Annotated in this window: 23 protein-coding genes and 1 pseudogene; 7 read left to right on the forward strand and 17 right to left on the reverse strand. The window is 63.0% G+C overall.

Annotated features, from left to right (window positions below; all coding sequences use genetic code 11):
- The first annotated feature begins 356 nt into the window (after positions 1–356).
- From C4900_RS09860 to merA, 5 genes are all read left to right on the forward strand, one after another.
- Entirely contained in the window at positions 357–566 is a 210-nt protein-coding gene (locus C4900_RS09860) for a YgaP family membrane protein (protein ID WP_065968902.1), read from the forward strand.
- A gap of 130 nt (positions 567–696) precedes the next feature.
- Positions 697–1,149 carry a hypothetical protein gene (locus C4900_RS09865; RefSeq protein ID WP_114283012.1) on the forward strand — a complete coding sequence of 151 codons (453 nt, stop codon included), beginning with the start codon at positions 697–699 and terminating at the stop codon, positions 1,147–1,149.
- A 138-nt stretch (positions 1,150–1,287) separates the two neighbouring features.
- The gene (locus C4900_RS09870; RefSeq protein WP_065971851.1) at positions 1,288–1,533 is read left to right on the forward strand and encodes a glutaredoxin family protein; all 246 of its coding nucleotides are present in this window, start codon (positions 1,288–1,290) and stop codon (positions 1,531–1,533) included.
- Positions 1,534–1,803: 270 nt separating this feature from the next.
- Positions 1,804–2,898 carry an MFS transporter gene (locus tag C4900_RS09875; protein ID WP_211306879.1) on the forward strand — a complete coding sequence of 365 codons (1,095 nt, stop codon included), beginning with the start codon at positions 1,804–1,806 and terminating at the stop codon, positions 2,896–2,898.
- 166 nt (positions 2,899–3,064) lie between these two features.
- Positions 3,065–4,711, forward strand: a complete 1,647-nt coding sequence (gene merA / locus C4900_RS09880; protein ID WP_114283013.1) for a mercury(II) reductase — start codon at positions 3,065–3,067, stop codon at positions 4,709–4,711.
- Between the two features lie 44 nt (positions 4,712–4,755).
- On the opposite strand, the gene arsA is transcribed toward merA, so the two are convergent.
- The 6 genes and pseudogenes from arsA to C4900_RS09905 form a co-directional block, all read right to left on the reverse strand.
- Positions 4,756–6,528, reverse strand: coding sequence for an arsenical pump-driving ATPase (gene arsA, locus C4900_RS09885; protein ID WP_114283014.1), 1,773 nt, complete (start codon positions 6,526–6,528; stop codon positions 4,756–4,758).
- Positions 6,529–6,539: 11 nt separating this feature from the next.
- Positions 6,540–6,899 carry an arsenite efflux transporter metallochaperone ArsD gene (gene arsD, locus C4900_RS09890; RefSeq protein ID WP_065971855.1) on the reverse strand — a complete coding sequence of 120 codons (360 nt, stop codon included), beginning with the start codon at positions 6,897–6,899 and terminating at the stop codon, positions 6,540–6,542.
- Positions 6,900–6,934: 35 nt separating this feature from the next.
- Positions 6,935–7,414: an arsenate reductase ArsC gene (locus tag C4900_RS17530; protein ID WP_065971857.1), complete on the reverse strand. Its 480-nt coding sequence runs from the start codon at positions 7,412–7,414 to the stop codon at positions 6,935–6,937.
- A gap of 186 nt (positions 7,415–7,600) precedes the next feature.
- Positions 7,601–7,780 (reverse strand): annotated as a pseudogene (locus C4900_RS17535) (helix-turn-helix domain-containing protein); the annotation flags it as partial.
- Between the two features lie 236 nt (positions 7,781–8,016).
- A complete protein-coding gene (mctP, locus tag C4900_RS09900) occupies positions 8,017–9,555 on the reverse strand; it encodes a monocarboxylate uptake permease MctP (RefSeq protein ID WP_114283015.1) in 1,539 nt (512 codons plus the stop codon).
- The gene (locus C4900_RS09905) at positions 9,552–9,770 is read right to left on the reverse strand and encodes a DUF3311 domain-containing protein (protein ID WP_065969444.1); all 219 of its coding nucleotides are present in this window, start codon (positions 9,768–9,770) and stop codon (positions 9,552–9,554) included. The genes mctP and C4900_RS09905 overlap by 4 nt, the downstream gene beginning before the upstream one ends.
- Before the next feature lie 159 nt (positions 9,771–9,929).
- Here C4900_RS09905 and C4900_RS09910 point away from each other — a divergent pair, with 159 nt between their 5' ends.
- Positions 9,930–11,270 carry an MFS transporter gene (locus tag C4900_RS09910; protein WP_065969440.1) on the forward strand — a complete coding sequence of 447 codons (1,341 nt, stop codon included), beginning with the start codon at positions 9,930–9,932 and terminating at the stop codon, positions 11,268–11,270.
- 18 nt (positions 11,271–11,288) lie between these two features.
- Here the strand turns inward: C4900_RS09910 and C4900_RS09915 are convergent, their stop codons facing one another.
- From C4900_RS09915 to C4900_RS09945, 7 genes are read right to left on the reverse strand one after another with little or no spacing between them, the layout of a single operon-like run.
- Positions 11,289–12,980 (reverse strand): carbamoyltransferase family protein, encoded by a 1,692-nt coding sequence (locus C4900_RS09915; RefSeq protein ID WP_065969438.1) that lies wholly within the window; start codon positions 12,978–12,980, stop codon positions 11,289–11,291.
- Positions 12,974–14,050 carry a lipopolysaccharide heptosyltransferase II gene (gene waaF, locus C4900_RS09920; protein ID WP_114283016.1) on the reverse strand — a complete coding sequence of 359 codons (1,077 nt, stop codon included), beginning with the start codon at positions 14,048–14,050 and terminating at the stop codon, positions 12,974–12,976. The genes C4900_RS09915 and waaF overlap by 7 nt, the downstream gene beginning before the upstream one ends.
- Positions 14,047–14,658, reverse strand: coding sequence for a D-glycero-alpha-D-manno-heptose-1,7-bisphosphate 7-phosphatase (locus C4900_RS09925; protein ID WP_065969433.1), 612 nt, complete (start codon positions 14,656–14,658; stop codon positions 14,047–14,049). The genes waaF and C4900_RS09925 overlap by 4 nt, the downstream gene beginning before the upstream one ends.
- On the reverse strand, positions 14,649–15,437 hold the full coding sequence (locus C4900_RS09930; RefSeq protein ID WP_083995700.1) for an SDR family oxidoreductase: 789 nt from the start codon (positions 15,435–15,437) through the stop codon (positions 14,649–14,651). The genes C4900_RS09925 and C4900_RS09930 overlap by 10 nt, the downstream gene beginning before the upstream one ends.
- A 15-nt stretch (positions 15,438–15,452) precedes the next feature.
- Complete coding sequence (locus C4900_RS09935) at positions 15,453–16,763, reverse strand: glycosyltransferase (RefSeq protein WP_065969431.1); 1,311 nt, start codon at positions 16,761–16,763, stop codon at positions 15,453–15,455.
- Positions 16,735–17,739: a glycosyltransferase family 4 protein gene (locus tag C4900_RS09940; protein WP_083995702.1), complete on the reverse strand. Its 1,005-nt coding sequence runs from the start codon at positions 17,737–17,739 to the stop codon at positions 16,735–16,737. Before C4900_RS09940 ends, C4900_RS09935 begins: the two co-directional genes overlap by 29 nt.
- Positions 17,740–17,762: 23 nt before the next feature.
- Positions 17,763–18,785: a glycosyltransferase family 9 protein gene (locus tag C4900_RS09945; protein WP_170132503.1), complete on the reverse strand. Its 1,023-nt coding sequence runs from the start codon at positions 18,783–18,785 to the stop codon at positions 17,763–17,765.
- A 175-nt stretch (positions 18,786–18,960) separates the two neighbouring features.
- Between C4900_RS09945 and C4900_RS16035 the strand changes: the two genes are divergently transcribed.
- Complete coding sequence (locus C4900_RS16035; protein WP_065969426.1) at positions 18,961–19,347, forward strand: YidH family protein; 387 nt, start codon at positions 18,961–18,963, stop codon at positions 19,345–19,347.
- Here the strand turns inward: C4900_RS16035 and C4900_RS09955 are convergent.
- The 4 genes from C4900_RS09955 to C4900_RS17295 all read right to left on the reverse strand — a co-directional run bounded on the left by C4900_RS09955 (position 19,313) and on the right by C4900_RS17295 (position 23,239).
- Positions 19,313–20,206 (reverse strand): N5-glutamine methyltransferase family protein, encoded by an 894-nt coding sequence (locus C4900_RS09955; protein WP_083995698.1) that lies wholly within the window; start codon positions 20,204–20,206, stop codon positions 19,313–19,315. The two genes, C4900_RS16035 and C4900_RS09955, sit on opposite strands and share 35 nt — an antisense overlap.
- 92 nt (positions 20,207–20,298) lie before the next feature.
- Positions 20,299–21,759 (reverse strand): dGTP triphosphohydrolase, encoded by a 1,461-nt coding sequence (dgt, locus tag C4900_RS09960; RefSeq protein ID WP_211306880.1) that lies wholly within the window; start codon positions 21,757–21,759, stop codon positions 20,299–20,301.
- A gap of 58 nt (positions 21,760–21,817) precedes the next feature.
- Complete coding sequence (locus C4900_RS09965; RefSeq protein WP_065969446.1) at positions 21,818–22,423, reverse strand: undecaprenyl diphosphate synthase family protein; 606 nt, start codon at positions 22,421–22,423, stop codon at positions 21,818–21,820.
- 135 nt (positions 22,424–22,558) lie between these two features.
- Positions 22,559–23,239: an RNA-guided endonuclease InsQ/TnpB family protein gene (locus C4900_RS17295; protein ID WP_211306881.1), complete on the reverse strand. Its 681-nt coding sequence runs from the start codon at positions 23,237–23,239 to the stop codon at positions 22,559–22,561.
- Between the last annotated feature and the right edge of the window lie 130 nt (positions 23,240–23,369).

Raw genomic sequence — 23,369 nt, forward strand, 5'->3', positions numbered from 1 at the left:
GTACAGAGATCCTTCGGTACCACGAGGGATGCGCTAAGAGATGCGTGCTCGCGTGTTGCCAGGCCTGCGACCGTACGGACCGGCGCCCGGGGTACCCTCCAGACGTGTCCTCGTTGGTTCGTATAATGTATATTATGTAAAATACTGGACGCGAGAACATAAAGCGAGTTAATGCCCACTCGCCCTTGAGTCCTTAGTAGCCGCCATTCCCATCGGGAGGCCGACGTCCCGCCCGGTCGGGCCGGGGCCGGATCCCTATCAAGGTCGTAGAGAGCGTGCTCAGCCCGGCACGTATCCCCTGCACGATTTTTGCGCGATAATGCAAGGCGCGAGGCCATCATGGAGGGGCATAATAAATGAGCACAAACGAAGGACTGTTGGATCGTGTCATTCGCGTCATCATTGGACTTGTCTTGATCGCGCTGGCCGTAACCGGTCGTTGGTCACCCTGGGGATGGATTGGCGTCTTGCCTCTCATCACGGGCCTTGTGGGGTTCTGCGGCCTTTACCAGATACTGGGCATCAAGACCTGTCCTGTAAGGGCGGAGAAGCGCCGGCAGTCGTGAATGGTGATATTTCTTGGCAGCGACCGAAACGGCGCCAGCGGCCCTTTTTCAGGTAAGGCCAGATGTATGCGGCTCTGGGCACGACGAGCCTCATGATCATGCATGGCGCGTCACTTCCGGAGGACACTCGATGACGGAGACGATCAACGGAAATGCCTTTCACGCGGCGTTGACCGGCCCTTTCAGCGGTATCGTGAGCTGGGCCCAGCTCACGGAATTATGGGCGACGATCCGTGCGCATCCAGAGGGATGGTACATCTATGCGATCGGCGAACCGGTGCCCACCGACGTGGCCGACCCTGAGACCTTGATACGATTCACCGAGGAGATCGATACGCTATTGCGGCGCGAGCATCGCGAGGACTACTGTGGCATCGTCTACGCCGACGATAAGGCGCAGCCGAGCTTCATCAAGATCTTCGACCCCCACAACCTGGGGAGTTCGTGCGGCAGTTCCGGCGTAAAGACTCTTCCGGGATGGCTACTGACACGCATGCCCCCGGAAACACTGGCCGATCCCCGGCCCTTGCCGGAGAGCCGAAAGCGCTGGTGGCGGGGACTCTTTCAGCGCCAGCCCGCCTAAGGGCGGTTTTGCCTTGAGGTTGCAGGTGCCACAATCCCCGCATGCGTCATGGGGTGCTTCGGTCCTGATGGCCTCCCCGCACCCCACCCCTATTCTTGGCCCATTGCGGGTCGAGGCCCGGCCTATGGAGAAAGGGAATTGCCCAAGACGATCGACCTCTATACAAGCCCCGGGTGCCCGGATTGCGCGGCGCTGAAGGCGTGGTTTGCGGCACGCAACATACCATTCACGGAACACGATTTGAGTCGACCGGGGGCGGCCGATAAGGCCAAGACGCAATTCGGTGTGCGTATCGCCCCCATCACGGTATACGAGGGGCAGGTGCTCTACGGAACTGCCCACGAGCAATTACCGCGATTGCAGCGCCTTTTCGGCCTCGATTGAACGTACCTCGCCCGTCAAAACGGCCTCGATCTTCCGCCAGTGCGCGGATAAGGTTAAGAAACAAGATTAAGACATTGTAATACCACCATATTGCTCAACGATTTCTTTGAGGATGAGTCTTTCCATGGGATACGCGCGACTCACGCGCGAAGCGCGGTTTTTGATCATTATTCGGGCCGCGCGCAGCGTAGGCCAAGGGGCGCTTGTCGTGGACTTCGCGCTCTATTTGCACGCGCTCCACTGGTCCGCCCCCGCCATCGGGGGCTTTTTATGGTGGCGCTGCTGGTGTCGGCGACGCTGGCGTTGTTCGTGGGACCGTTATCCGATACACGCGGGCGCAAGGCCTTCTTGCGGGCCTATGAGTGGGTCCAGGTGGTCGTCGCCCTCATGGCGCTCACGGATTCGCACAGTTCTGTGCTTGTGATCGCGGCCATCCTCGGGGGCTTTGGGCATGGCTTGAATGGGAGCGCCGGCCCCTTTGCACCGGTCGAGCTCGCCTGGCTTTCCGAGCTGGTCGAGGCCCGCGACCGTGCGGCGGTCTATAGCCTGAACACGGCCGTGGGATTTTCGGGGATGGCGCTGGGGGCCCTGCTGGCCGCACTCCCCTCCTTTCTGGGCACCCTCCTCCCAGGACCATTGGCTTATCGTCCGCTGTTTCTTTTGGTGCTTATGGGCGCGTTGCTTGCCCTCATGCTGCTGCGTGCCATCCCCGAGTCGGCGCGGCCGACATCTCCCCGCGAACCAGATGTCGATACGCGAGCCGCGGCCGATGCCATGACGCGCGCCGAGAACCGCAAACTGCTCAAGCTCTTTGGGATCAACGCGCTCAACGGGATAGGCATCGGCTTCATGGGGCCGCTGATGGCCTACTGGTTCGCAATCCGCTTCCACCACGGCCCGTTGAGCATAGGACCGATCATGAGCGCGGCGCTGATCGTCACCGCCATCTCGTCGCTGCTGGTAGGTCGCCTGACGCGTCGTTACGGGGTCGTGAGATCCGTTCTGGCCATGCGCTATCTGGGACTTGCGGTACTCCTGATGCTCCCGCTCTCGCCGTCGTTCCCGATCGCGGCGCTCCTCTACATCATCCGATCGGCCCTCAATCGCGGTACGGCCGGTGCCCGCCAGGCGCTCAATCTCGGTCTCGTCCGGGGCCATCGTCGCGGGCTCGCGGCAAGCCTTAACAACGTCTCGATCCAGGTGCCGCGTGCTATCGGGCCGGTATTTGCCGGCCTCCTCTATCATGCCGGTTTTCTGGCACTCCCGTTCTTCATTGCCGGCGGCTTCCAGGCGGTCTATCTCGTCCTCTACCGCCGGCTATTCCGGGACGCGCCGTCGGCACCCCTGTCCTCGCCCTCGGAATAACATGAAGAAAGTGCAGTAAAATATTGTTACAGCGTGTTATTAATTAACCTGATCAACACCCAATCAGTACCACTGGAAGAATGGCGGCTGGTGCGGCACCTCTATTGACCCTGTACCAAGGTACGGCCCCTAGACTCATCGAAATCCGGTGAATGGGGCTATCGTTATGGCCAATCCGAATGTGCAAATCCCGGTGACGGGTATGACCTGCGATGATTGCGCGGCACGCATCGAGAAGGCATTGGCGGCCTTACCCGATGTAAAGGCCCGGGTCTCCTATCCGCGAGCAACGGCCGTCATCGAAGACCTGGGACGCGCCACACTCCCCGAGATCGTTCAGACGATACGCACGGCCGGATATGGCGCATCCCTGCCTGACACCGCCCGGACACCGGTCCGTATGGGGGGTCGCGGCAGGGACCTGCATATCGCCATCATAGGCGGCGGCTCGGCGGCGTTCGCCTGCGCCATACGCGCCGCTGAGGACGGGGCGCGCGTGACTCTGATCGAAGGCCATTCAGTCATCGGTGGTACCTGCGTCAATGTCGGGTGCGTGCCCTCAAAGATTCTGATCCAGGCGGCCCATGTGGCCCATGAACAGGCGGCCCCGCGCTTCCAGGGCCTGCGGGCGCACACACCCGTAGTGGATCGCGCAGAGCTGGTTCGGCAGCAGCAGGCGCGCGTCGAGGCCCTGCGGCAGGCTAAGTATGGGGATATCGTGGACAGTCATCCCCGGATCACCCTAAGGCATGCGTATGCGCGATTCCTCGATGCCCACACGCTCGGCCTGCTCGATAGCGCAGGCGCCGAGGAGTCCCTTACCGCGGATCGTTTTCTAATCGCCACCGGTGCCTCACCCACCATTCCCGATGTGCCCGGATTGACGGACACCCCGTACTGGACCTCGACCGAGGCCCTGGTGGCCACGGAAACGCCCCGGAGGCTGCTGGTGCTGGGGGCGTCTGCGGTTGCCGTGGAATTGGCGCAGGCCTTCCGGCGACTGGGTTCTGAGGTCACGCTCCTGGCTCGCAGCCGTCTCTTGTCACGCGAGGATGCGGATTTGGGGGCGGGCTTGCAGGCGGCCTTCGAGGCAGAAGGGATATGCGTGATGACCGACATCGTCGTGCGCCGCGTCCATCATCAGGACGGGGTCTTCACGCTGACCACGTCCCGTGGGACCATCAATGGCGACCGGTTGCTGGTGGCGACCGGTCGTAGACCGAATACCGGTCGTGTGGGCGTAGCGCGCGCCGGCGTCCGCGTGGACGATCACGGCGCCATCGTGGTGGATGATCACCTGCGCACCAATGTGCGCCACATCTACGCCGCCGGGGATTGCTGCGCCTTGCCCCAGCTCGTTTATGTCGCCGCGGCCGCGGGCACGCGTGCCGCCATCAATATGATGGGCGGCGACGCCGCCCTCGATCTCCGCGTCATGCCCACCGTGGTCTTCACAGACCCGCAGGTCGCGACCGTGGGCCTTACGGAAGACGTGGCGCGCATGCAAGGTCTCGCCGTGGACACGCGCACGCTGGCGCTCGACAACGTGCCACGCGCGCTTGCCAACTTCAATACGCAGGGCTTCATCCGGCTGGTGGTGGAACATCCATCGGGGCGGATCGTGGGGGCCCAGATGCTGGCGGCCGAGGCCGGCGAGGCCATACAGACCGCCGCCATCGCCATAAGTCGGCGCATGACGGCAGGCGAGCTGGCGGATCAACTCTTCCCCTACCTGACTATGGTCGAAGGCCTGAAACTCTGCGCGCAGACCTTCACTAAGGACATAAAGCAATTGTCATGCTGCGCGGGGTGATCGAGCACACCGCGGCGCGGACGGTAGGATGGGCCTGAGGACCTTCACGGGTGCGTAGTCGCGCTCGAGGCCTGGCAGAGCGCCAGCAGAGGGTCCCTACCGATGGGCTCGTCTTCCAGGAACGGGACGATAGCGACCCGCGCGCTGTGACCGGTGGCGGCCTCGATTTCGCGCCATTCGTGGCGCGCCCGCTCCTGCAGGAGCGGCGAACGCGGGGACTTGGCGGCCACACTCATGTTGATCACCCATGCCCACGGCTTGATGCCGGCGCGCTGCAGATCGCGCTGCAATCGCGCGGTCTCGAGTACCGGTGTCGTTTCTGCAAGAGTGACCAGCAGGACCTTGGTTTGTTGGGGGTCTTGCAATTGCATCATGGGCGTCGTCGCGTGCCGGTCCGCTGAGCCCTGTTGCCGCGCGACCTCGCGATGATAGGCGCCTGCCGCATCCAGGAGCAATAAGGTGTGGCCGGTCGGTGCGGTATCCATTACGAGAAAGGATTTGTGGGCCTCGCGGATGACGCGCGAGAATGCCTGGAACACAGCGATCTCCTCCGTGCAGGGGGAGCGCAAATCCTCTTCCAGCAGGACGCGGCCTTCCGCATCGAGCTCGGCGCCCTTCGTTTCCAGTACGTGCCGACGGTAGCGATCGGTCTCGATGTGCGGATCGATGCAACTCACGGTGAGCTCGTCGGATGCACCGTCCAGGGTATGAACCAGATGGGCGGCCGGGTCGGATGTCGTGAGGTGTACCGGCAGACCACGGGCGGCCAGCGCCACGGCAATGGCTGCCGCTAGCGTGGTCTTGCCCACGCCACCCTTCCCCATCAACAGAATCAAACCGCGCCCGCCGGCGGCGATATCATCCACCAGGGTGGCGAGTGACGGCAGATCCCGTTCAAGGGGATGCTCGATGCGGCGCGCCGGTCGTGGCGATGGCGTCGTCAGCAGCCCCCGCAGCGCCTCCAGCCCGACCAGATTGAAGGGCATGAGACCTATCTCGTCGCGCGGCAGGTCTTTAAGGGTCTCGGGGATCATCGCCAGCGCCTCCTGGTCGCGGCGATGGATGGCAAAGGCCAACGCATCCTCTTGGGCTTCGGATGCGGGCAACACGCCGTTTATGACCAGGTACTGCCGCGATAGACCCAATGCCGCCAGTTCCCGGCGCGTACGCGCGACTTCCCGCAAGGCGCCCCGCTGCGCGCGCGCCACCAACACCAGACGTGTCCGCTGGGGATCAGCCAAGGCCTCCACCGCCGCCCGGTACTGCGCGCGCTGCTTTGTAAGTCCAGCGAGTGGACCAAGGCACGACGCATCCCCTCGGCCGGCTTCAAGAAAACCGCTCCAGGCCCCGGGCAATTGCAGCAGGCGAATGGTGTGGCCCGTGGGTGCAGTATCGAAAATGATATGCTGAAAACGAGAGGTGAGGGCCGTATCGGTCAACAGGGTGGTGAATTCATCGAACGCGGCGATCTCGGTGGTGCAGGCCCCCGATAAGGATTCTTCTATCCCTTTCACCACGCCGTCTGGAAGCAAGCCGCGAACCGGGGAGATTAAACGTTCGCGATAGGCCCCGGCTGCCGCCTCCGGGTCGATCTCAAGGGCGGAGAGCCGCGCAACGGCGGTGATCGGCACGATGTGATTCCCGATATCGACACCGAATACCTGCCCGATATTGGACGCCGGATCAGTGCTGACCAGAAGAACGGTCTTTCCGGTTTCGGCCAAGTGCATGGCCGTGGCGCAGGCGATCGAGGTCTTGCCGACCCCGCCTTTGCCCGTAAAAAACAAGAAACGCGACGGTTGATGAAGAAACTTCATTTCCCCGGGGTTCAGCAACACCGCCCACCGGAACAGCAGCCGCCCCCGGTGCTCGTGGACTCGGGTTCGCTAATGTGCGCCCAGCGCGCGAGTTCGGCGCGGCTTGGATAGCGCCCCGCCATGACCACTTGTTCATCGATCAGTATCAAGGGCAAGGCCTCCTGGCCGGAGCGCTCAAGAAAGGCGCTGACCGTTGCGTCTTGGGCAAAGACCAGCGGCTCCTGGGCGAGATTCATGCGCTCGATGTGAGCGCCGTGCTGCCTTGCCCACTCCACATCTGCCGCAAATCGCAGCAAAGCCTGATCAACGTCGACACCGCACACGCCGGTACTGCAGCAAAGGGCGGGGTCGAATACACGGATGGTTGTCATGAATTATCCTCACAAGTCCAGAATTCATAGGGCATTCAGGGAAGAAGGTCACCGATGCGGTCGAGCGTAGCCTTCAGGCGATCTCGATCAGACAGAGGATCGGTACGCGCAAGGGCGCAAAAGGCCTCCACGCGCGTGCGCAAGATCCGGTAGGCCGACACGAAGGCGGCATCGATGTCCTGATCGCTGCCGGTTGCCTTTGCCGGGTCTTCCACGCCCCAATGACTGCGTAGGACCGGCCCCAGGTATGCCGGACAGGTCTCCCCGGCGGCACTCGAGCAGACTGTTATGACCACATCCGGGACACGCGGCAAGGCCTCCCACGATTTGCTGTACAGCCCGTCTGTGGGGATTCCTTCCCGGACCAGGAGCGCCAGGGACCGGGGATGCACCTTTCCCGTCGGCTGACTGCCGGCGCTCATGGCCTTCCAGCCCGCCGGCGCCAGATGATTGAACAGGGCCTCGGCGAGAATCGAACGACAGGAGTTCCCAGTACAGAGAAAGAGCACGTTCATGGTGGATGTACCACTCTCCGAAGGGTGGGGAAAGGCTTGGGTGTCGGTGGCCCCAGGCAAAAGATCCACGCAGTACTCAGGGTGGCCGGCACAACATTCGGCAGTCAGATAGGCGACCAAGTCACGCATGAGGGAGAGATTCGGCCGGTAACGCTGAAAACGCCCCTCCTGTTTGACCGTGAGCAGGCCCACCTGCACGAGCGCCTTGAAGTGGAACGAGAGGTTCGTCGGCGGCAGATCCAGAGCCGCTGCAATCTCGCTCGCCACCAGCCCTTCCGGGCCCTTGCGTACGAGCAGGCGGTAAATATCCAGGCGTACGCCGGAGGCAAGCGATTCAAGCAGGGCGACGGCCGCATCTTTATGCATGCTCGTACTATAGATCGATTATTGAATCGTTGCAAGGCCCCTCCCCGCCCTGCGCACGGTCACGAGAGGTCCGCCATGAGCCCTGGGGACAGGGCGCAAGGCCTCGCGCGCTTGACGGGGACGTCCATCGCGATGTGCACACCTTGTCGCATGATCGTGAAGGCATCGACCGGAAACAACGCGGCCTTCACGGTCTCGGCGCCATCGGGAGACCTTGTGCCCTATCTCGGCACCGCTCAGGCGCCGCGCGGCTGGGCATCCAGTGTGCCATCCTGGCCGGCGCCGATATGCAGGACATTGAAGACCCAGGTGCCGACCACCGTGACCGCCAGATTGACCGCCAGGGCATAAAGCGCCGCGTAGGCCGGGAAGGTGTGCCCGGCGATGACCAGCGGATAGATCACACCCTTGAACGACAGGCTCGCCACCATACCGGTCCCGGCGATCATGCCGACAAGCCAGCCGAGCACCAGCGCATAACGATGCGGCCAGCGCGTATAGAGCCCGATCACGATCGCCGGAAAGGTCTGGATGATCCAGACGCCGCCGAGGAGCTGGAGCATGATTGCGTACTTTTCGGGGATTCCTAGTACGAACGCCAGCGCCCCGAGTTTCACAAACAGCGATGCAAGCTTTGCTGTCCTGGCCTCCCCCGTCGTGCTTACGCCGGGATCCAGGAAGGCCTTGTAGATATTGCGCGTAAATAGGTTCGCGGCCGCCACCGACATGATGGCGGCCGGAACCAGCGCGCCTATGGCGATGGCGGCGAACGCGAACCCCACGAACCACGAAGGCAGAAAACGCATCAATAGCGCGGGTACGGCATAGCTCGGCCCGTAGGCCTTGAAGCCCGCCTGGAATTGCGGCAGCGTGTTCACATGCGCAACGTAGGCCATGTAACCGAACAAGGCGAGCAATCCCAGAATGAATGAATAGGCGGGCAGGAATACGGCGTTTCTCTGCACTACACCTGCGCTCTTTGCGCCCAGCACCCCGGTGATGGTATGGGGATACATCATGAGCGCGAGCGCCGAGCCGAGTGCGAGTGTCGCATAGCCGGAATAGATTCCCGTGCTATGCGGCGGGGGCGCCGGGAAGGTCAGCTTGGCGGCCGGGATATGCCCAAAAATGCCCGCCCACCCGCCGAGATGAGCTGGGATTACGATGATCGCGGTCAGCACGGTCGTGTATATCAGGATATCCTTCACGATGGCGATAAGCGCCGGGGCGCGCAGGCCTCCCGTGTAGGTGTAGGCCGCCAGGATGACGAAGGCGATCACAAGCGGGGCGTCGGCCCATGTCCCGCTGCCGCCGACATGCAGGGCCGCCAGTACCACCTGCAGACCCACGAGCTGAAGGGCGATATATGGCATCGTGGCGAGGATTCCGGTTATGGCTACCAGCAACCCCAGCATCCGGCAATCAAACTTGTGCTCGACGAAGTCAGCGGCTGTCACATAACCCCGCTCGCGCGCGATCGTCCAGAGTCGCGGCATGATCACGAACATCACGGGGTACATGATGATCGTATACGGGAGCGCAAAGAACCCCAGGGCCCCCTGGCCAAACACGAGCGCCGGGACGGCGATGAAGGTATAGGCGGTATAAAGATCTCCACCCAACAGAAACCATGTCACGAAGCTCCCGAACCGCCGCCCACCGAGACCCCATTCACTCAGAAGGTTGAGGTCGCCCGGCCGCCAGCGGCTAGCCCAGAAGCCAAGCCCGGTGACCAAAACAAAGAGCGCGAGGAAGACCCCCAGGGCGGCGGTCATGAGCCGGCCTCATCGGTGCTATCCGCGCCTCGGCGCAGGCGGTAGACGATCCCCGTCAGAAGCACGCTCACCGGGACCCAGGCGAGCTGATACCAATAAAAAAATGGGAAGCCCAAGACAGTCGGCTGGACACGGTTATATAAGGGGTCATATAAAGTCCCCAAAAACGGAATGACCAGCAACAGATAGGGCCATCGTGACGCGCTGGCGCTCATACGCTCCTCCCCCGTTTCGTTATAGTGTACTGTTTAGTCCGATTAAGCGTACTAAACAGTCGACCGTTGGTCAAATCGGTGACGCCCGGTCCGCCATCGCCCGCCGTTCATCCAGAGGGACGTCACCTTTTGTTGTATAACGATGGCAAGAGGCCTTAAATGGCGTCTGTGTCCACCCTGCCCGACTCTTTTGTGACCAACGAAACCCATCCGTCATCGCTTTCCGGCGTGACCGCCGAAGGCGTCCTATCCTCGACCATGCGTGGCGCCGGGGAAGCGTATTTGTCGGCCTACGCGCTCTATCTGAATGCCACGGCCGCCCAGGTGGGGCTGATCGCCACCCTGCCCGCCCTGGTGGGGTCGTTTGCGCAACTGCTCGCCGCCTGGTGGGCTGAACGTCGTGGCGAGCGCCTGGGCCTTACCATCATGGGACTCGCGGCCCAGGGGTTTCTGTGGCTTCCGGTCATCGTCCTGCCGCTTCTGTGGCCCGGCCATGCCGTGGCCCTCCTTTTGGTCACGCTTACCCTCTACTACGGCGCGAATCATTTCGCCAACCCCCTCTGGCACAGCCTTATGGGCGACCTTGTTCCCGAGGACGTGCGTGGGCGCTACTTCGGCGAACGCTCGCGCCTCATGAATTTCGCCAATTTCGTGGCGCTCGTAAGTGCTGCCCTGGTGTTGCGACTTGCCAAAAGCCACGGACACACCGAGATCGGTTTTGTCGCCATCTTCACGTTTGCCATGCTTGCACGCCTGTTCTCGATCCCCAAGATCCGCGCGATACGCGAGCACGCCTTGCCCAAGGGCCGCCTGAGCCTGCACCCGGCGATCCTCTGGCGGGAGATGCGCGGCACACAGTTTTCGCGATTCGCGATCTTTACGGCGGTCATGACTTTTTCCGCAGGGATCGCCGGACCGTTCTACGCGGTGTACATGCTGCGCGATCTGCATTTCTCTTATATGCAGTTCATGGCTACCCAGGCGGTCGTAGTGCTGTCGCAGGTGGCGACCCTTACCCTATGGGGACGCCTGGGCGACCGGTTCGGTAATCGCTTCGTGCTCGCTGTTACAGGCTCCCTGATCCCCGTAGCCCCCATGCTGTGGCTTGCGACCACCCATTTTGGGGCCATTCTCCTGATCCAGCTTCTCAATGGTCTGGCGTGGGCCGGCTTTAATCTGAGCGCCGGCAACTTTGTCTACGACAGCGTGCCACGCGAGAAACGCTCCCTCTACAACGCGGTTCATAATATCTTGACGGCGTTTGCCCTCGCCCTCGGGGCCGGCCTTGGGGGCTTTTTCGCGGCCCATGTCCCAGCCACCACTCAGGTGTTCGGGCTTACGCTCGGCAATAGTCTCTTATGGGTGTTTTTGATCTCGGGATTGGCGCGCCTCAATACCGCGCTGGCCTTCATTCCCCTGCTGCGCGAGTTGCGCACCGGCACCGTGGCACCGCGGCGACGTCTTGCCATGCTGTTTATGGGGCGCACCGGCTCGGTGTAAATCGCGGCCCTTAGTCTTTCAGCGGTCCTTCTGAAGCAGGAACGGACCCAGGGCCAGGGCATCAAGGGGGCTGCTTGCGTAGGCCTCGATGGCGTCCGCCGGCGAGCACGCGCGCATGCGCCCGCGCGTGGCAAAGTCGGCACTCAACAGAATCGGCACGCCGGTCAGGGCGCCAAAGGCCTCGATCACATCATGAAAAAGCGGTTGCACGGCGCGCCCCACGGTCTGGACACGTGCAGTTCCATCGACATGGGTCGCGGCCGGGATGCGCGGACGCTTGTCGGCGCGTACGCGGGCGACAAAGGATCGGAAGGGGGCCGCGCGCACGTCCTCGAACCAGTCACCCACAGCGGTTGCAGCGACCGCGCATGCCACTGGCTCGAAGCCATCGCGTCCCGTGACATCAGCGAGCGCCCCGGCCATCGCCGGTAGCGTCGGTGCGGCCAGAACCAGGCGGCTACCCAGGGCTTCCCGCCCGAACTCCATGGCCCCTTGAAACCATCCCACGGTCTTGCCGCTCGCAAGCCGCGCGGCGACGGCCACGGTGATGGCCGGCGGCCGGCCATAGGCGAGATGGGCGCGCGCGAGCACGGCCTCGATTTCCTCGGCGGTAAACTGGGGCCCCCAGCAAGTATGCTCTACGGCGGCATGCGTCGCCGAACGGCGCAGGGTGTGATCAACCCATAATGCCGCCCCCACCGCGGTGCCGGCGGCCCCGGCAATCGGGGAAATCCACAACCTCTCGAAAAGTCCCGCGTCCCGCAGGGCACTATTAAGCAAGGCGTTGCGGAAAACGCCGCCGCCGGCGGTGAGATGGCGTGCACCGGTCTGGTGTTTCAGCCAATCGGCGAGGCCGACCACGGTCTCATTCAGGCATTCCTGCAACGAGCAGGCGATATCCTCATGGCGCGCCTCGATCGGCATGCCCGGGATACGCGGCGGACCAAGACGTTCACCGAGCTCTTCGCTAGCCACTGTATACTGGGCCGTATTCGGGGCACGGATCACGATATCCCTGAAGGCCGCGCGGAATCGCGGCTTGCCGCCCGCCGCCAGGGCGCTGACCTTATCCTCCCCGGAACCAGGCGTGAAACCAAGATGCCGCGTTACCTGCTCAAACAATAGCCCTAGGGAGTGAGCGGCATCGACCTTTCCTATGGTCTCGATGGCAAATCCCTGTCCCAGGCCATATGTGGTGCTTGCCTGCTCCCCGCGCGCGTTGACGCACAAGATCGCGGCGTTATCGAAAGGTGAGGTCAGATAGGTAGCCGCAGCGTGCGCCTGCTGGTGCGCAACAGCATGCCACACAGGGCGTGACGAGCTGTCGCCGCCGGAAAGGCTTGCCTCGGCCGAGCGCACATCGACGCAATGCCGAACCCAGTCGATAGCACCCAGCGGCAATGTTGCCCACCACGACTCCTTGCCGGGCGCGCGCGCTTTTGTCTGTTCGGGCAGGGTGGCCGCAGGCGCGACGAGCAGCGGGTCCCAGCCATAGGCGATATGATCGACGTCGGCCAACGCGATACCGCGCCGCGCCAGGCACCACGAGATGCTCTCTGTAGGCCACGCCGGACCAGGTTCGTGCACGGCCGCGGCCCCCTTATCCTTCTGGCGCGCCTCGTCCCCTTCGAGGGCCGCGACGATGTGCCCGTCTTCAACCAAAACGGCGGCCGGTTCATGGAAGGCTCCCGTCACCCCGAGCGTCAACATAAGGCACGGCGCCGCGCATTCGCGCCCCCTTGCAGGAGCTCGATGACGGCGTTTACGACTTGCCGTGGGCTCACGTCTTTCAGACAGCGATGATGCCCGTTTGGGCAGACGCTCTTGAAGCAGTCGCGGCACGGGACGTCCGCAGACAAGACCCGCGCCTCGGCCCGCCAGGGCGCATGCTGCGGGTTCGTAAGGGCATAGAGCACCACCACCGGCGTTGCCACGGCAGCGGCCAGATGCGCGGGCCCGGTATTATTGGTCACAACGACGTCTGCCGCATCGAGAATGCCCGCGAACTCGCGCAGCGAGACACCGCAGACCACGGGCGCCTCGCTGGCCGCGGCCGACCGGATACGTTCCAGGAGCGCGCGCTCATCTTCCGTTCCAGTCAGGATGCAGACGGCCTCGGTCTCGTGCTCGAGTTCCCGCAAGACCGCGACATAAGAGGCTTCCGGATAGCGCCGCGACGGTGCCGATGCCCCGGGGTGCATGATGATCAGCGGCCGCGAACCGCGCCGATACATGGCTCCCTGCTCGCAGAATCGCCGCGATAGTCGGATCTTCAAGCGATCGTCGGTCAGCGTGGCCCCGAGCTGCCCGACAAGCGCGAGCTGGCGCTCCACCTCGTGCCGTATGCCCTCCTGCGGCTCTCTTTCACGAACCCATGTCGTGAGTAGCGCATAAGGATTCTCTCGACAATGCGCGGCGCGGCGTGGAATGGCCGCCAGATAGCATAATAGGGCCGCCGGCAGCGGGCTCTGGCTAAACACCGTGAATATGACGGCACCATCGAAGTCTCGTGCGCGCAAATGGGCGATGAGGGCCTGATCATATTCAGGATCGCTTCCGCTACCTTTCATCCAGGGCGCTTTGTGGACAATGAAGTCATCGATCCCCGGCAAAAGCGCAGCACATGCCGCCGCCGCCGGCGAGACGAGCGCAGTCACCGTGCGTCCCGGGACGACCTCTTTCAAGGCGCGCAGGGCTGGCCCTGTCATGAGCAGATCGCCCATACCGTCTAGCCGCACCGCCAAGATCCGTCGCGCACCACTCCAGTCTTGTGCGATCATGGGCGCGCCGTGGAGTGTGGACGTACCGGACGCCCGGGTCCCGTGGCGTCTATGATGAAATCGGCGGCCTCGTCGAGATTGCGCGCGATGTAGTCTGGTACGCGCCGATCGGAGAGTTGCCACTTGGTTTCGTTGCCGTTGTCGATAAGAACCGTGCGGCAGTGGGCGGCGCAGCCTGCCTCGATATCGTCCAGGATATCGCCTACGCACCACGAATGGGTCAGATCGAAGTGTCCATCACGCGCCGCCCTTTGCAGGAGGCCGGGGCGCGGCTTGCGGCAGGTGCAGTCCGTGGCGTAACGCTTGACGCGCCCCAGCGGGTCGTGAGGGCAATAATAGAAACCTGCCAGCGGTACGCCGAAGGCGCGCAGTAGATCGCGCAGCCGCTCCTCGACGTCGCGCAAGGCATCTTCCGTGAAGTAGCCACGCGCCACGCCGCTCTGATTGCTCACTACCACCAGCCGAAAGCCGCGTTCATGGAGACGCCGCAGTCCGGAACGGCTTCCTGGCGCAAGCCGCATGCGGTTTGGGTCCACGTTGTACGGGACATCGTCTATGAGGGTGCCGTCCTTGTCGAGAAAGACGGCGGCATCGCGTATCAGGGCCATGAGGTCTCTCGCATCGGCAACACCATGATTTCGGGGATGACCGTCTCCGCCGGCTGCGACAACACAAAACGCACGGTGCGCGCCACGTTCGCGGGATCCTGCAAGGTCGCTTGATCGATGTCTGGGAATCGGTCGAGCAAAAACGGGGTGCGTAGTCCCCCGGAAATGACGGCCGTGACCTTGATATTTAAGGGTCGGGCCTCGACATGGAGCGCATGACTCAACCCTAGGAGTCCCCACTTGCTGGCGTGATAGGCGCTGGCGTTCGGCCAGGCGCGCTTGGCGGCAGTCGAGACGATATTTACGATATGCCCCCCGCCCTGTCGGCGCATGTGAGGCAAGGCCGCCTTGGCAGCCAGGAACGGCCCGGTCAGATTCACGCCGATGATGCGCTGCCATTCATCGATCGGCATCTCCTCCACCGATACCGTAAGATCCGTGCCGGCATTGTTGACGAGGACGTCGCAATGGCCGTGATGCGCGATGATGTCCGTGAACGCGGTGCTCACCGAGGCCGGGTCGCCGACATCGAGCGCCCGCCCCTCCGCGGAATACCCTTGTGCACGCAAGCCCTGGGCGAGCTCTTGCGCTTTGCCCTCCCGGACATCGCCGGCGATGACAGTGGCACCCGCCTCCGAAAGGTCGCGGCACAAGGCCGCACCCAGACCCTGGGCCCCGCCAGTCACGAGCGCCACACGCCCGGCAAGCGGCCCCGGGGTCGGGTCGCGAGCCGCCGGCTTGTCCTTCCCGCATTGCGTGCGCGCCAATGAATCATCCATCGATGTGTCCTCCTTTTAATTCAGAGATGAACGAGGCGCCTCGGGAGAGTCGCCACATAATGCCGGCATCCCTCCAAGGTTCGCGCGGTCGCGCGCCTTCAGGACCTCCCTATATGCGCGATCGACCAGCGCTGCGACCTTCTGCCAAGTAAATAAGGATGTAGCCCGCGCCAGGGCCTGCTGGCCCAGTCGTTGTCGTTCCTCGGGGGCACGCAGGGCATGGGCCATGTAAAGGGCGACGGCCGCTGGGTTATGGGGCGGGACGAGATAGCCGGTCTCTTTGTGGCGCACCGTATATTTGATGCCGCCTACGGCCGACCCCAGGACTGGCGTCCCGCACGCCATGGCCTCGAGCGGCGTGATTCCGAAAGGCTCATACCAAGGGGTCGTGACAAATAGATCGGCGGCGCTATAGTAGGGGCGTAGCTGATCGGGCCTACGTCGTCCGACGAATATCACCTCGTCGGACACATGCAGGCGCGCCGCCAAGGCCTTGAGTCGCCCGATCTCGGGGGTTACGCGATCGTCCGGACGATCGGTCTCCCCGCCTACCACGATGAGACTTGCCTTCAGACGGTGTTGGTCTCGGAGCCGCGCCATGGCCTCGATGATGGTATCTATCCCCTTGCGGGGTACCATGCGCCCCACATGCACGAACAAGGGCTCATCTGGCGCCACGCCGATTTCGCGTCGGGCTGCGCCCTTATCCATGGCCCAGAACTGCGCGGGATCGAAGCCGCACGGCACGAGTCGCAATTTGTCCCAGGTGACCCCGTAAAAGACCCCCAGATCCTTGGCATCCTGAGGACATTCGGCAAGAATGGCATCGGCATCGGCCGCGATCTCCGACTCGATCAGGTTACGCTCCCTTGGGAATTGATCGCTGATGCCCTGATGGAGTCGGCGGACCGCCCCCAAGGCATGGAAGGTCATGACAAACGGGATACCCCAACGCTCTCGCAGTTCGCGCGCCACCATACCCGACATGAAGAAATTGGCATGAATCAGGTCGTATCGCCCCCGACCCTGTTTGAGCCATGACTCCATGTACCGCCCAAAGTCCCTCATGTAAGGCAACAGATCTTCCTTGCGCACGGGACGCGCTGGCCCTGCAGGGACATGGATGATGCGCACCCCCGGCGTCCAATCTACGATCTCGGGTAAGCCCATGTCGTCGCGCCGCGTAAACACATCCACGCGATAACCAAGCCGCGACAAGCCAAGGGCGAGCTGACCGACATACACATTCTGACCGCCGCAATCACAACCGCCGAGGATCGCGAGCGGCGAAGCATGCTCACTTATAAGCGCAATCCGCTTGCTCATTCAGGCCTCCTGCCGCTATTTTCTCGTTGTAAGGCGTCCGTAGCTGGGCCGCCGCCGCCAACGCCAAATCCCAGTCGCGCGCGAATCGTGTCAGGGAAAAAAGGAGGGACGCGCGGCGCCGCGCGCCCTCACCGAGGGCCTTCGCCCGATCCGGTCGCGCGAGAAGCTCCCGCATTCTGCGTACCGCCTGTTCCATGTCGGTGTAGATGTAACCGGACACCCCATTTCGTATGACACACGGCATCTCGGTAGTCGCAAGCCCCACCACGGGGACTCCTGCGGCCATGGCCTCGCACACGGCAAGACCCAGGCTCGTATAGCGGATCGGGTTGAAAAAGAACCGATAGCGCGCCATGAGTCCGGGAAGCTCATCTGCAGCAATCTCCCCGAGCCCGCCCAAGGCCTCTGAACCCATGCCGACGAGATCGAGCGGTACGCGGCGGCGGGCGTACTCGAACACATCGCACCCGAGCCTGCGGCCGCGCTTTGGCAGGTCATTGACCACCACGAGACCACGCGCGATCTCGCCGGTGTAACGCACATGAGGTGTCACCGCCACCCCGTGGCGGATGACGTGCACGGGCGTACGTCCGTTGTCCCACATAAGAGCGTTGAAGTGGGTCACATGCACCAACAATACCGTCGGATCATCGACGATGTGGCGGGTGTCTGTCGGATGGCCTCGTGGCGGATCGTGCTCGATATAGATCTGCGGAAGTGCGCGCTGCGCCGCGGTGAGCAGCTCGTACTGGTCGTGTTCATAGGGCCTGGGCGACTGAAACACGACCGCATCCAGTGCTAGGTTGCACACTTTATCGGCATCCACCTCGCAAAGATTGGCGGGCCACGAGCGCCCACCGCGACGCCCGCCGTAACCCTCCGGCCGCCCTGGTTTTACCGGGACATAGAACAGGTATGGCAGCTGACTCAGGTAATAGAGATAGCTGCCATGCACATGCCACGTCAGGATGCGCAAGGGTGAGCGTCTCGTACCGCCGCCTAGCACACAGCCCTCCCCGTATCCTCGTACAGGTCTTGCACCATGCGCAGGAATCGGGCGCTCGCAAGCCCGCCACGGGCATCGAGCACGCGATGGCGCAAGGTATTCTTGGGGGCCCAGCGCGCTGGGTCCGATGCGCTCACTGCCACGAGACTTGGGGTGCCCAGAGCGGCCGCGAGATGCGCAGGCCCGGAGTCGTTGGTGACGATACAGCGCGCCCTGGCGATGAGCACTCCGAGGTCTACGAGCGAAGTCATGCCCGCGGCGTTGATCGCGCGGGTTGTGTTTTGCGCTATATGTGCATTGCGATCCCGTTCCTCGCGGCCACCGGTCAGCACCACGCGCGCCTTGCTTGCAAGCCAGGCCACGGCCTGCGCAAAAAATGCCGGCGCCAGGCGGCGCTGCGGATTGCGGGAGCCCGGGTGAACGATGACATAGGGGGCATCGAACAGATCCGAGAATGGCGCCGTCCCCTGGAGGCGTGTGAAATCCTCGGCATGAAGCGGAAACTCGAGATCGACAGGGCCATCGCCGGCGAGATACCGCACCAGAGCCAGAAGCCGGTCGATCTCATGGCCCGAGGGATATGGCAAAAAGTATCGGTGACACCCTCCGCCGCCGCGTGCAAAGCCTGCCATGTGTTGTGCAGGCCACTGCCCAACGATGGCGTTCGTCACGCGGCCGTCGCCATGAAGTTGGATCAACCAGTCGAAATCCTTTGGGAACGCCTCCCGGAAGCGCCCGTAGGCGGCGTACCCGACATCGGTCTCCGGCAATTCCGGGTGTCCTGGAAATGCCAGAAAATCGTCGACATAGTGACGGTAGCGAGCGATGAGTTCGCGCGCCCACGGCAGGCCTATGACCGTAATCCGAGCGTCTGGACAGGCCGTACGCAGGGCGCGTAGTGCGGGCACTGCGCATAGCATGTCACCTAGATGGAGTGCACGGAATACGCCTATGCGTCCCGTGCAACCGCGCAACGGCAAGGGGTTCTCGCGTGTCTTAAGCCGTGGGTCCGTCACGTGCGCCCCCTGGAGAGTTTGCGGAATCGCGCACTGCGGCGATTCAGCATGTATCATTGGAAATTCATGTTGGCTCGACTGTATAGCGGAAGGCCGTGTACGGAAATCGGTCGAACGACGGAGCGCTAAGGTCGCTCGGCGACGCGGGGCTTACCCAGATGGGGATGAAAGGACAATGATCGAGCGCTACGGGGATCATGCCGCAAACGAACGCACCTACCTCGCGTGGGTGCGTACCGGGGTTGCGGTCATGGCATTTGGTTTTCTAGTCGAAAAATTCGATATTTTTCTCGTCTACATCGGCAAGGCGCTGCATAAGGGGACCGGCGCGCACCATGGGCTGCACGGAGCGGAGATTCTGGGAATGGGGCTCGTCGCCTTGGGGATATCCATGATGGTCGGGGCGTCGATACGCTTTCTGCGCACGCGCCGCGCCATCATGGCCGAGGGCCCCGCGCGGGGCCCGGGCAACCCGGCCCCTTATGTTGCGATGGTTCTGGCGCTGGTTCTGATGGGGATCGCGCTGCTCATCTACCTGGCGCAGGTGAGCGGCCGCCCTTGACCATGATGGCGCGGCGTGCCGCGATCACGCGGGGTTCTCCTTGAGGGTCGGCAACCAGTTCCACATGATCGTAGGCCCCGGAACGCCCCAAAAGGAGCTCCAGGGAAACGGCCTGCCCGACGCCGACCTCAAGAAGCAGCCAGCCGCCGGTCACCAGAAATGGGGCCGCGTCACGGATGAGCCGCTGGTAAATGGATAGGCCATACGGGCCGCCGTCGAATGCCTGGCGCGGTTCGTGGTCCAGGAGGTCCTGGCGATCGCGGCTCAGCCTATGGCTTGATATATAAGGCGGATTGCACACGATCACGTCACAAGCCCCCGCCTCGCTCGCGGCGAGCGGCTCGAACAGATCACCGGATGCGACATGGATACGGTCTGACAGCCCGAGGCGTTGGGCGTTACGCAAAGTCAGTGTGGCGCAGTCCTCCATGAGGTCGCTTGCCCAGACCTCCGCACCGGGAATGGCATGGGCAATGCCACAGGCGAGATTGCCGGAACCACAACACATATCGATTACGCGCGCGCCGAGACCGTGAGCGCCGCGCGCCTCGCGTAACCGTGCCACCGCCTCCCACCCCAAAAGTTCGGTCTCGCTGCGCGGAATCAAAACCCCGGGGCCGACTGCGATCTCGATCCCCATGAAGCGTTGGCGTCCGAGGACATAACCGAGCGGGATGCCGCTTGCGCGGGCGCGTGCCATCGACACTGCCCGCTCTCTCACGCCCATAGGATCCAGCTCCATCTCCCGGGTCTCGCTCACGATCCGCTCGCTTTCGGCTATCGGATCGTCGATACCGCCTGCAATGAGAATATTCTGTATGGCCCCCGTTAACGCCCCATCATCCTCGGCAATATCCATAGCCGCTCTCCTTAGCATCCCGATCGCGCCCGAAGCCTTGCGGCTGCACGATCTTCCGTGCCTGAGACTGTCTCCCATTTCCTGGGCTCAGTTCAGTCCGTCATTGGCCGGATGGGCCCGCGATGAGCGCACCATTCACCCCCCGGCAGAGAAATACCGGTAACTTTTTTGTAGAGGGATACTGCGTAAGTGTCTGTCATTCCAGATACAAAATCTGTCAAGCGCAAGAGGCGCTGGTAGGGATCTTCATGGACTCCGCCGTTTGGTCCGAGAAACTGTGTCGGCACGAGCTTCAGGCGCATACGATCGCGGGCATTGATCCGACCGCGGGCCTGGGCCTCGATCGCTGCCCCGAACACCGCAAGCAACCCGGCCAGGACCTCAAACCCCGCAGCCTCGATCTCCACCACCGGCGGCGCCATGTAGATACGCTGCTCGCCGAGGCCGCGCAAGGCCTGCATGCCGCCTGCGGCGCTCACCTCGGCGAGTAATGGGACATCGCAATCTCCGGCGCGCAACCGATCCTCGATCGCCAAAAAGCGCTGGGCCGCCTGCTCTACCAGGGTATTGATGCTGCGCGCGCGCAGATATTCGATGCGCCCCTTGTCGTCATTCATGCCGGCTAGGCGCCGCGGCAACGCCGGATCATCGATGATCCCAGCCAATACCCCCTCCACATCCTCATAAGACAGAATGCCGAGTCGATAAGCATCCTCCACGTCGACGACGTGGTAACAGATGTCATCGGCGGCCTCGACGAGGTAGGCCAGCGGGTGACGCGTCCAGATACCGTCGGCGCGCGCAGTGAGCTGCAGCCCCATGGCCGCCTGCGCGAAATGCTCCTCGTCGGCCGCCATAAAGCCATGCTTGCGCAGACTGACCGCCCCCGGAACGGGATCGTGACGTGCGCCGCGGGGATATTTCGTGAAGGCGCCGAGGGTGGCCAGGGTCAACTGCAGGCCGCCGCGATTGTCTGGACTCTGTAACCGGGTCAGGATTCGAAATCCTTGCGCATTACCCTCGAACTGCAAAAAGTCCGCGCGCTGGGCCTCGGACAGGGATGCGAGAAGATCCGCGCCCGTAGCGTGGGTCTCGAAGAAAAGGCGGATGGCATCTTCACCGGAATGACCGAACGGTGGATTACCGATATCGTGGGCGACGCATGCCGCCGCGACGATCGCGCCTATGTCGGACGGCGACACCTGAAGATCCTCGATCTCAGGGTAGCGCGCTTTGAGACCCGCACCGACAAGCGTGCCGAGTGAGCGCCCGACACTCGAGGCCTCGAGGCTGTGCGTAAGACGCGTGCGCACATAATCGCTCTCTGCCAAAGGAAATACTTGGGTCTTGTCCTGGAGCCGCCGGAAGGCCGAGGAGAAGATAATGCGGTCGAAATCTCTCTGAAATTCACTGCGCCCGGTGGTGGGCGACCCGCGCACCGCCGATACCCCAAGACGCGCCGACGTCAGTAATGAGTGCCATCTCATGGCCTCGCCCATAGCCTGCCCCCGACCTCCCTCCCGATCCACCGCCGCCTCCACCGATACCGCCAAACCATGATCCTAACATGGCTGTGTGCGATATGAGCGCACAGGCGCTGTTCGTTGGCTCCTAGCCTCCGAGGGTGCGGTCTTGTGCACGAAACCAGCGGAGCGCCGCCTCGAATTGATCCATGGTGAAGTCCGGCCAGTACTCGTCAACGACAAAAAAGTCCGCGTACACCGATTGGATCGGCAAGAATCCGCTCAAGCGCCGACCGCCACCCCAGCGCACGATCAGATCGATCCTGGACACAGCACCCGAGCGCAAGCCTCCATGGCGCAGGCCCTCTATATCCCAATCCCAACCGTAATTCACGAGCAGATTGACCTTCATGCCGACCCCCTGCCGCTCCCGATAGACCCGCAATTCCTTCGGGAATACACCCGAGTCTTCATCGCCGAGCACGAGTAGTGCCGCGCCGCGCCCTTTAATATCATCGACAAAGCGCACGCACGCCTCGGAAAACGCCACCTTCTGGGCCGCCGGCCGCTTGGTATTGTCGCGCGTGAAACCGTAGATCGACATCTCCTTTACACCGATGTCCCGGCAGCGCTCGAACAGCCGCACCCCCGGCTCTATCCCGAACCCATAGCCATGCTCGCGCGCAAGCCCCTTGTCTTGCGCCCAGCGCCTGTTGCCGTCGGGAATGAAACCTATGTGTTGTGGAAGCGCAATTCTCATAAGCCCCTCGATATCAATCGCCTGCGAGTCTACGCACACTCCCGGCGCCTCGGCAGCGCCTAAAGGAGTCAACAACCCCGCCCTAACAGGCCATAACGGCCTGCAATGAGGACGGAGCTTGTCCCTGTACTAAGCCGCGATCGTGTGCGGCGGTTCCGAGACTTTAGGCCGGTCGACAGCGGCCCCGGCCCGGGAACGGATGTTCCGGGCCGCGCTCACATCCGCGGGGTCTGTGTGTCCACAGACCCCGCAGCGGAACTCGGCTTGGGAGGGGCGGTTGGTTTTGGCGACGTACCCGCAGACAGCACATTCCCGGCTGGTGTTGCGGGGGTCGACGATCTCCAGCATCACCCCGCCCCTTTGCGCCTTGTAGGCGATGAAGGTGCGGAGCTGATGGAAGGCCCAACCGCCCATCCGCGCCCGGTGTGCCTTGCGAAACCGTGTCCGGTCGCGAATGCCCTTCAAGTCTTCGAGGGCCAATCCGCGGCCGGTGTCTTGGGCCTTGGCAACGAGCGTTTTGGACAGGGTATGATTGACGTCTTTGCGAAAACGGGCTTCCTGCCCGGAGAGTGTGCGCAGTTTGCGGGCGGGGCCTTGGGCCGGCGCCCGCGGCGCTTGCGCCCCGCCGCCTTCTGCAGTCCCTGGCGCCGGGTGTGGTGGCGGATGCGACAGGCCTCGACGCCATCTCCGGAATGTTTCACGCCGTCGCTGTCGGTAGCGACGTTGGCCACGCCCAGGTCGACGCCCAGGAAGTCGGTCGTGGAGGTTTTGGTGCCATCGGGGACGTCGACCGTCACCAGCAGGAACCATTGGCCGTCGCGCCGCCGGACCAAATCGCACTGGCCCTTGGCGGCGCTGAACCGTTCGGACTGGTATGTGCCCATGATGAACGGCACGAGGATCCGGCCTTGAAGCGTCAGAAGACTCACCCGGTCCAGCC

The sequence above is a fragment of the Acidiferrobacter thiooxydans genome (assembly GCF_003333315.1).
GTDB lineage: Bacteria > Pseudomonadota > Gammaproteobacteria > Acidiferrobacterales > Acidiferrobacteraceae > Acidiferrobacter > Acidiferrobacter thiooxydans.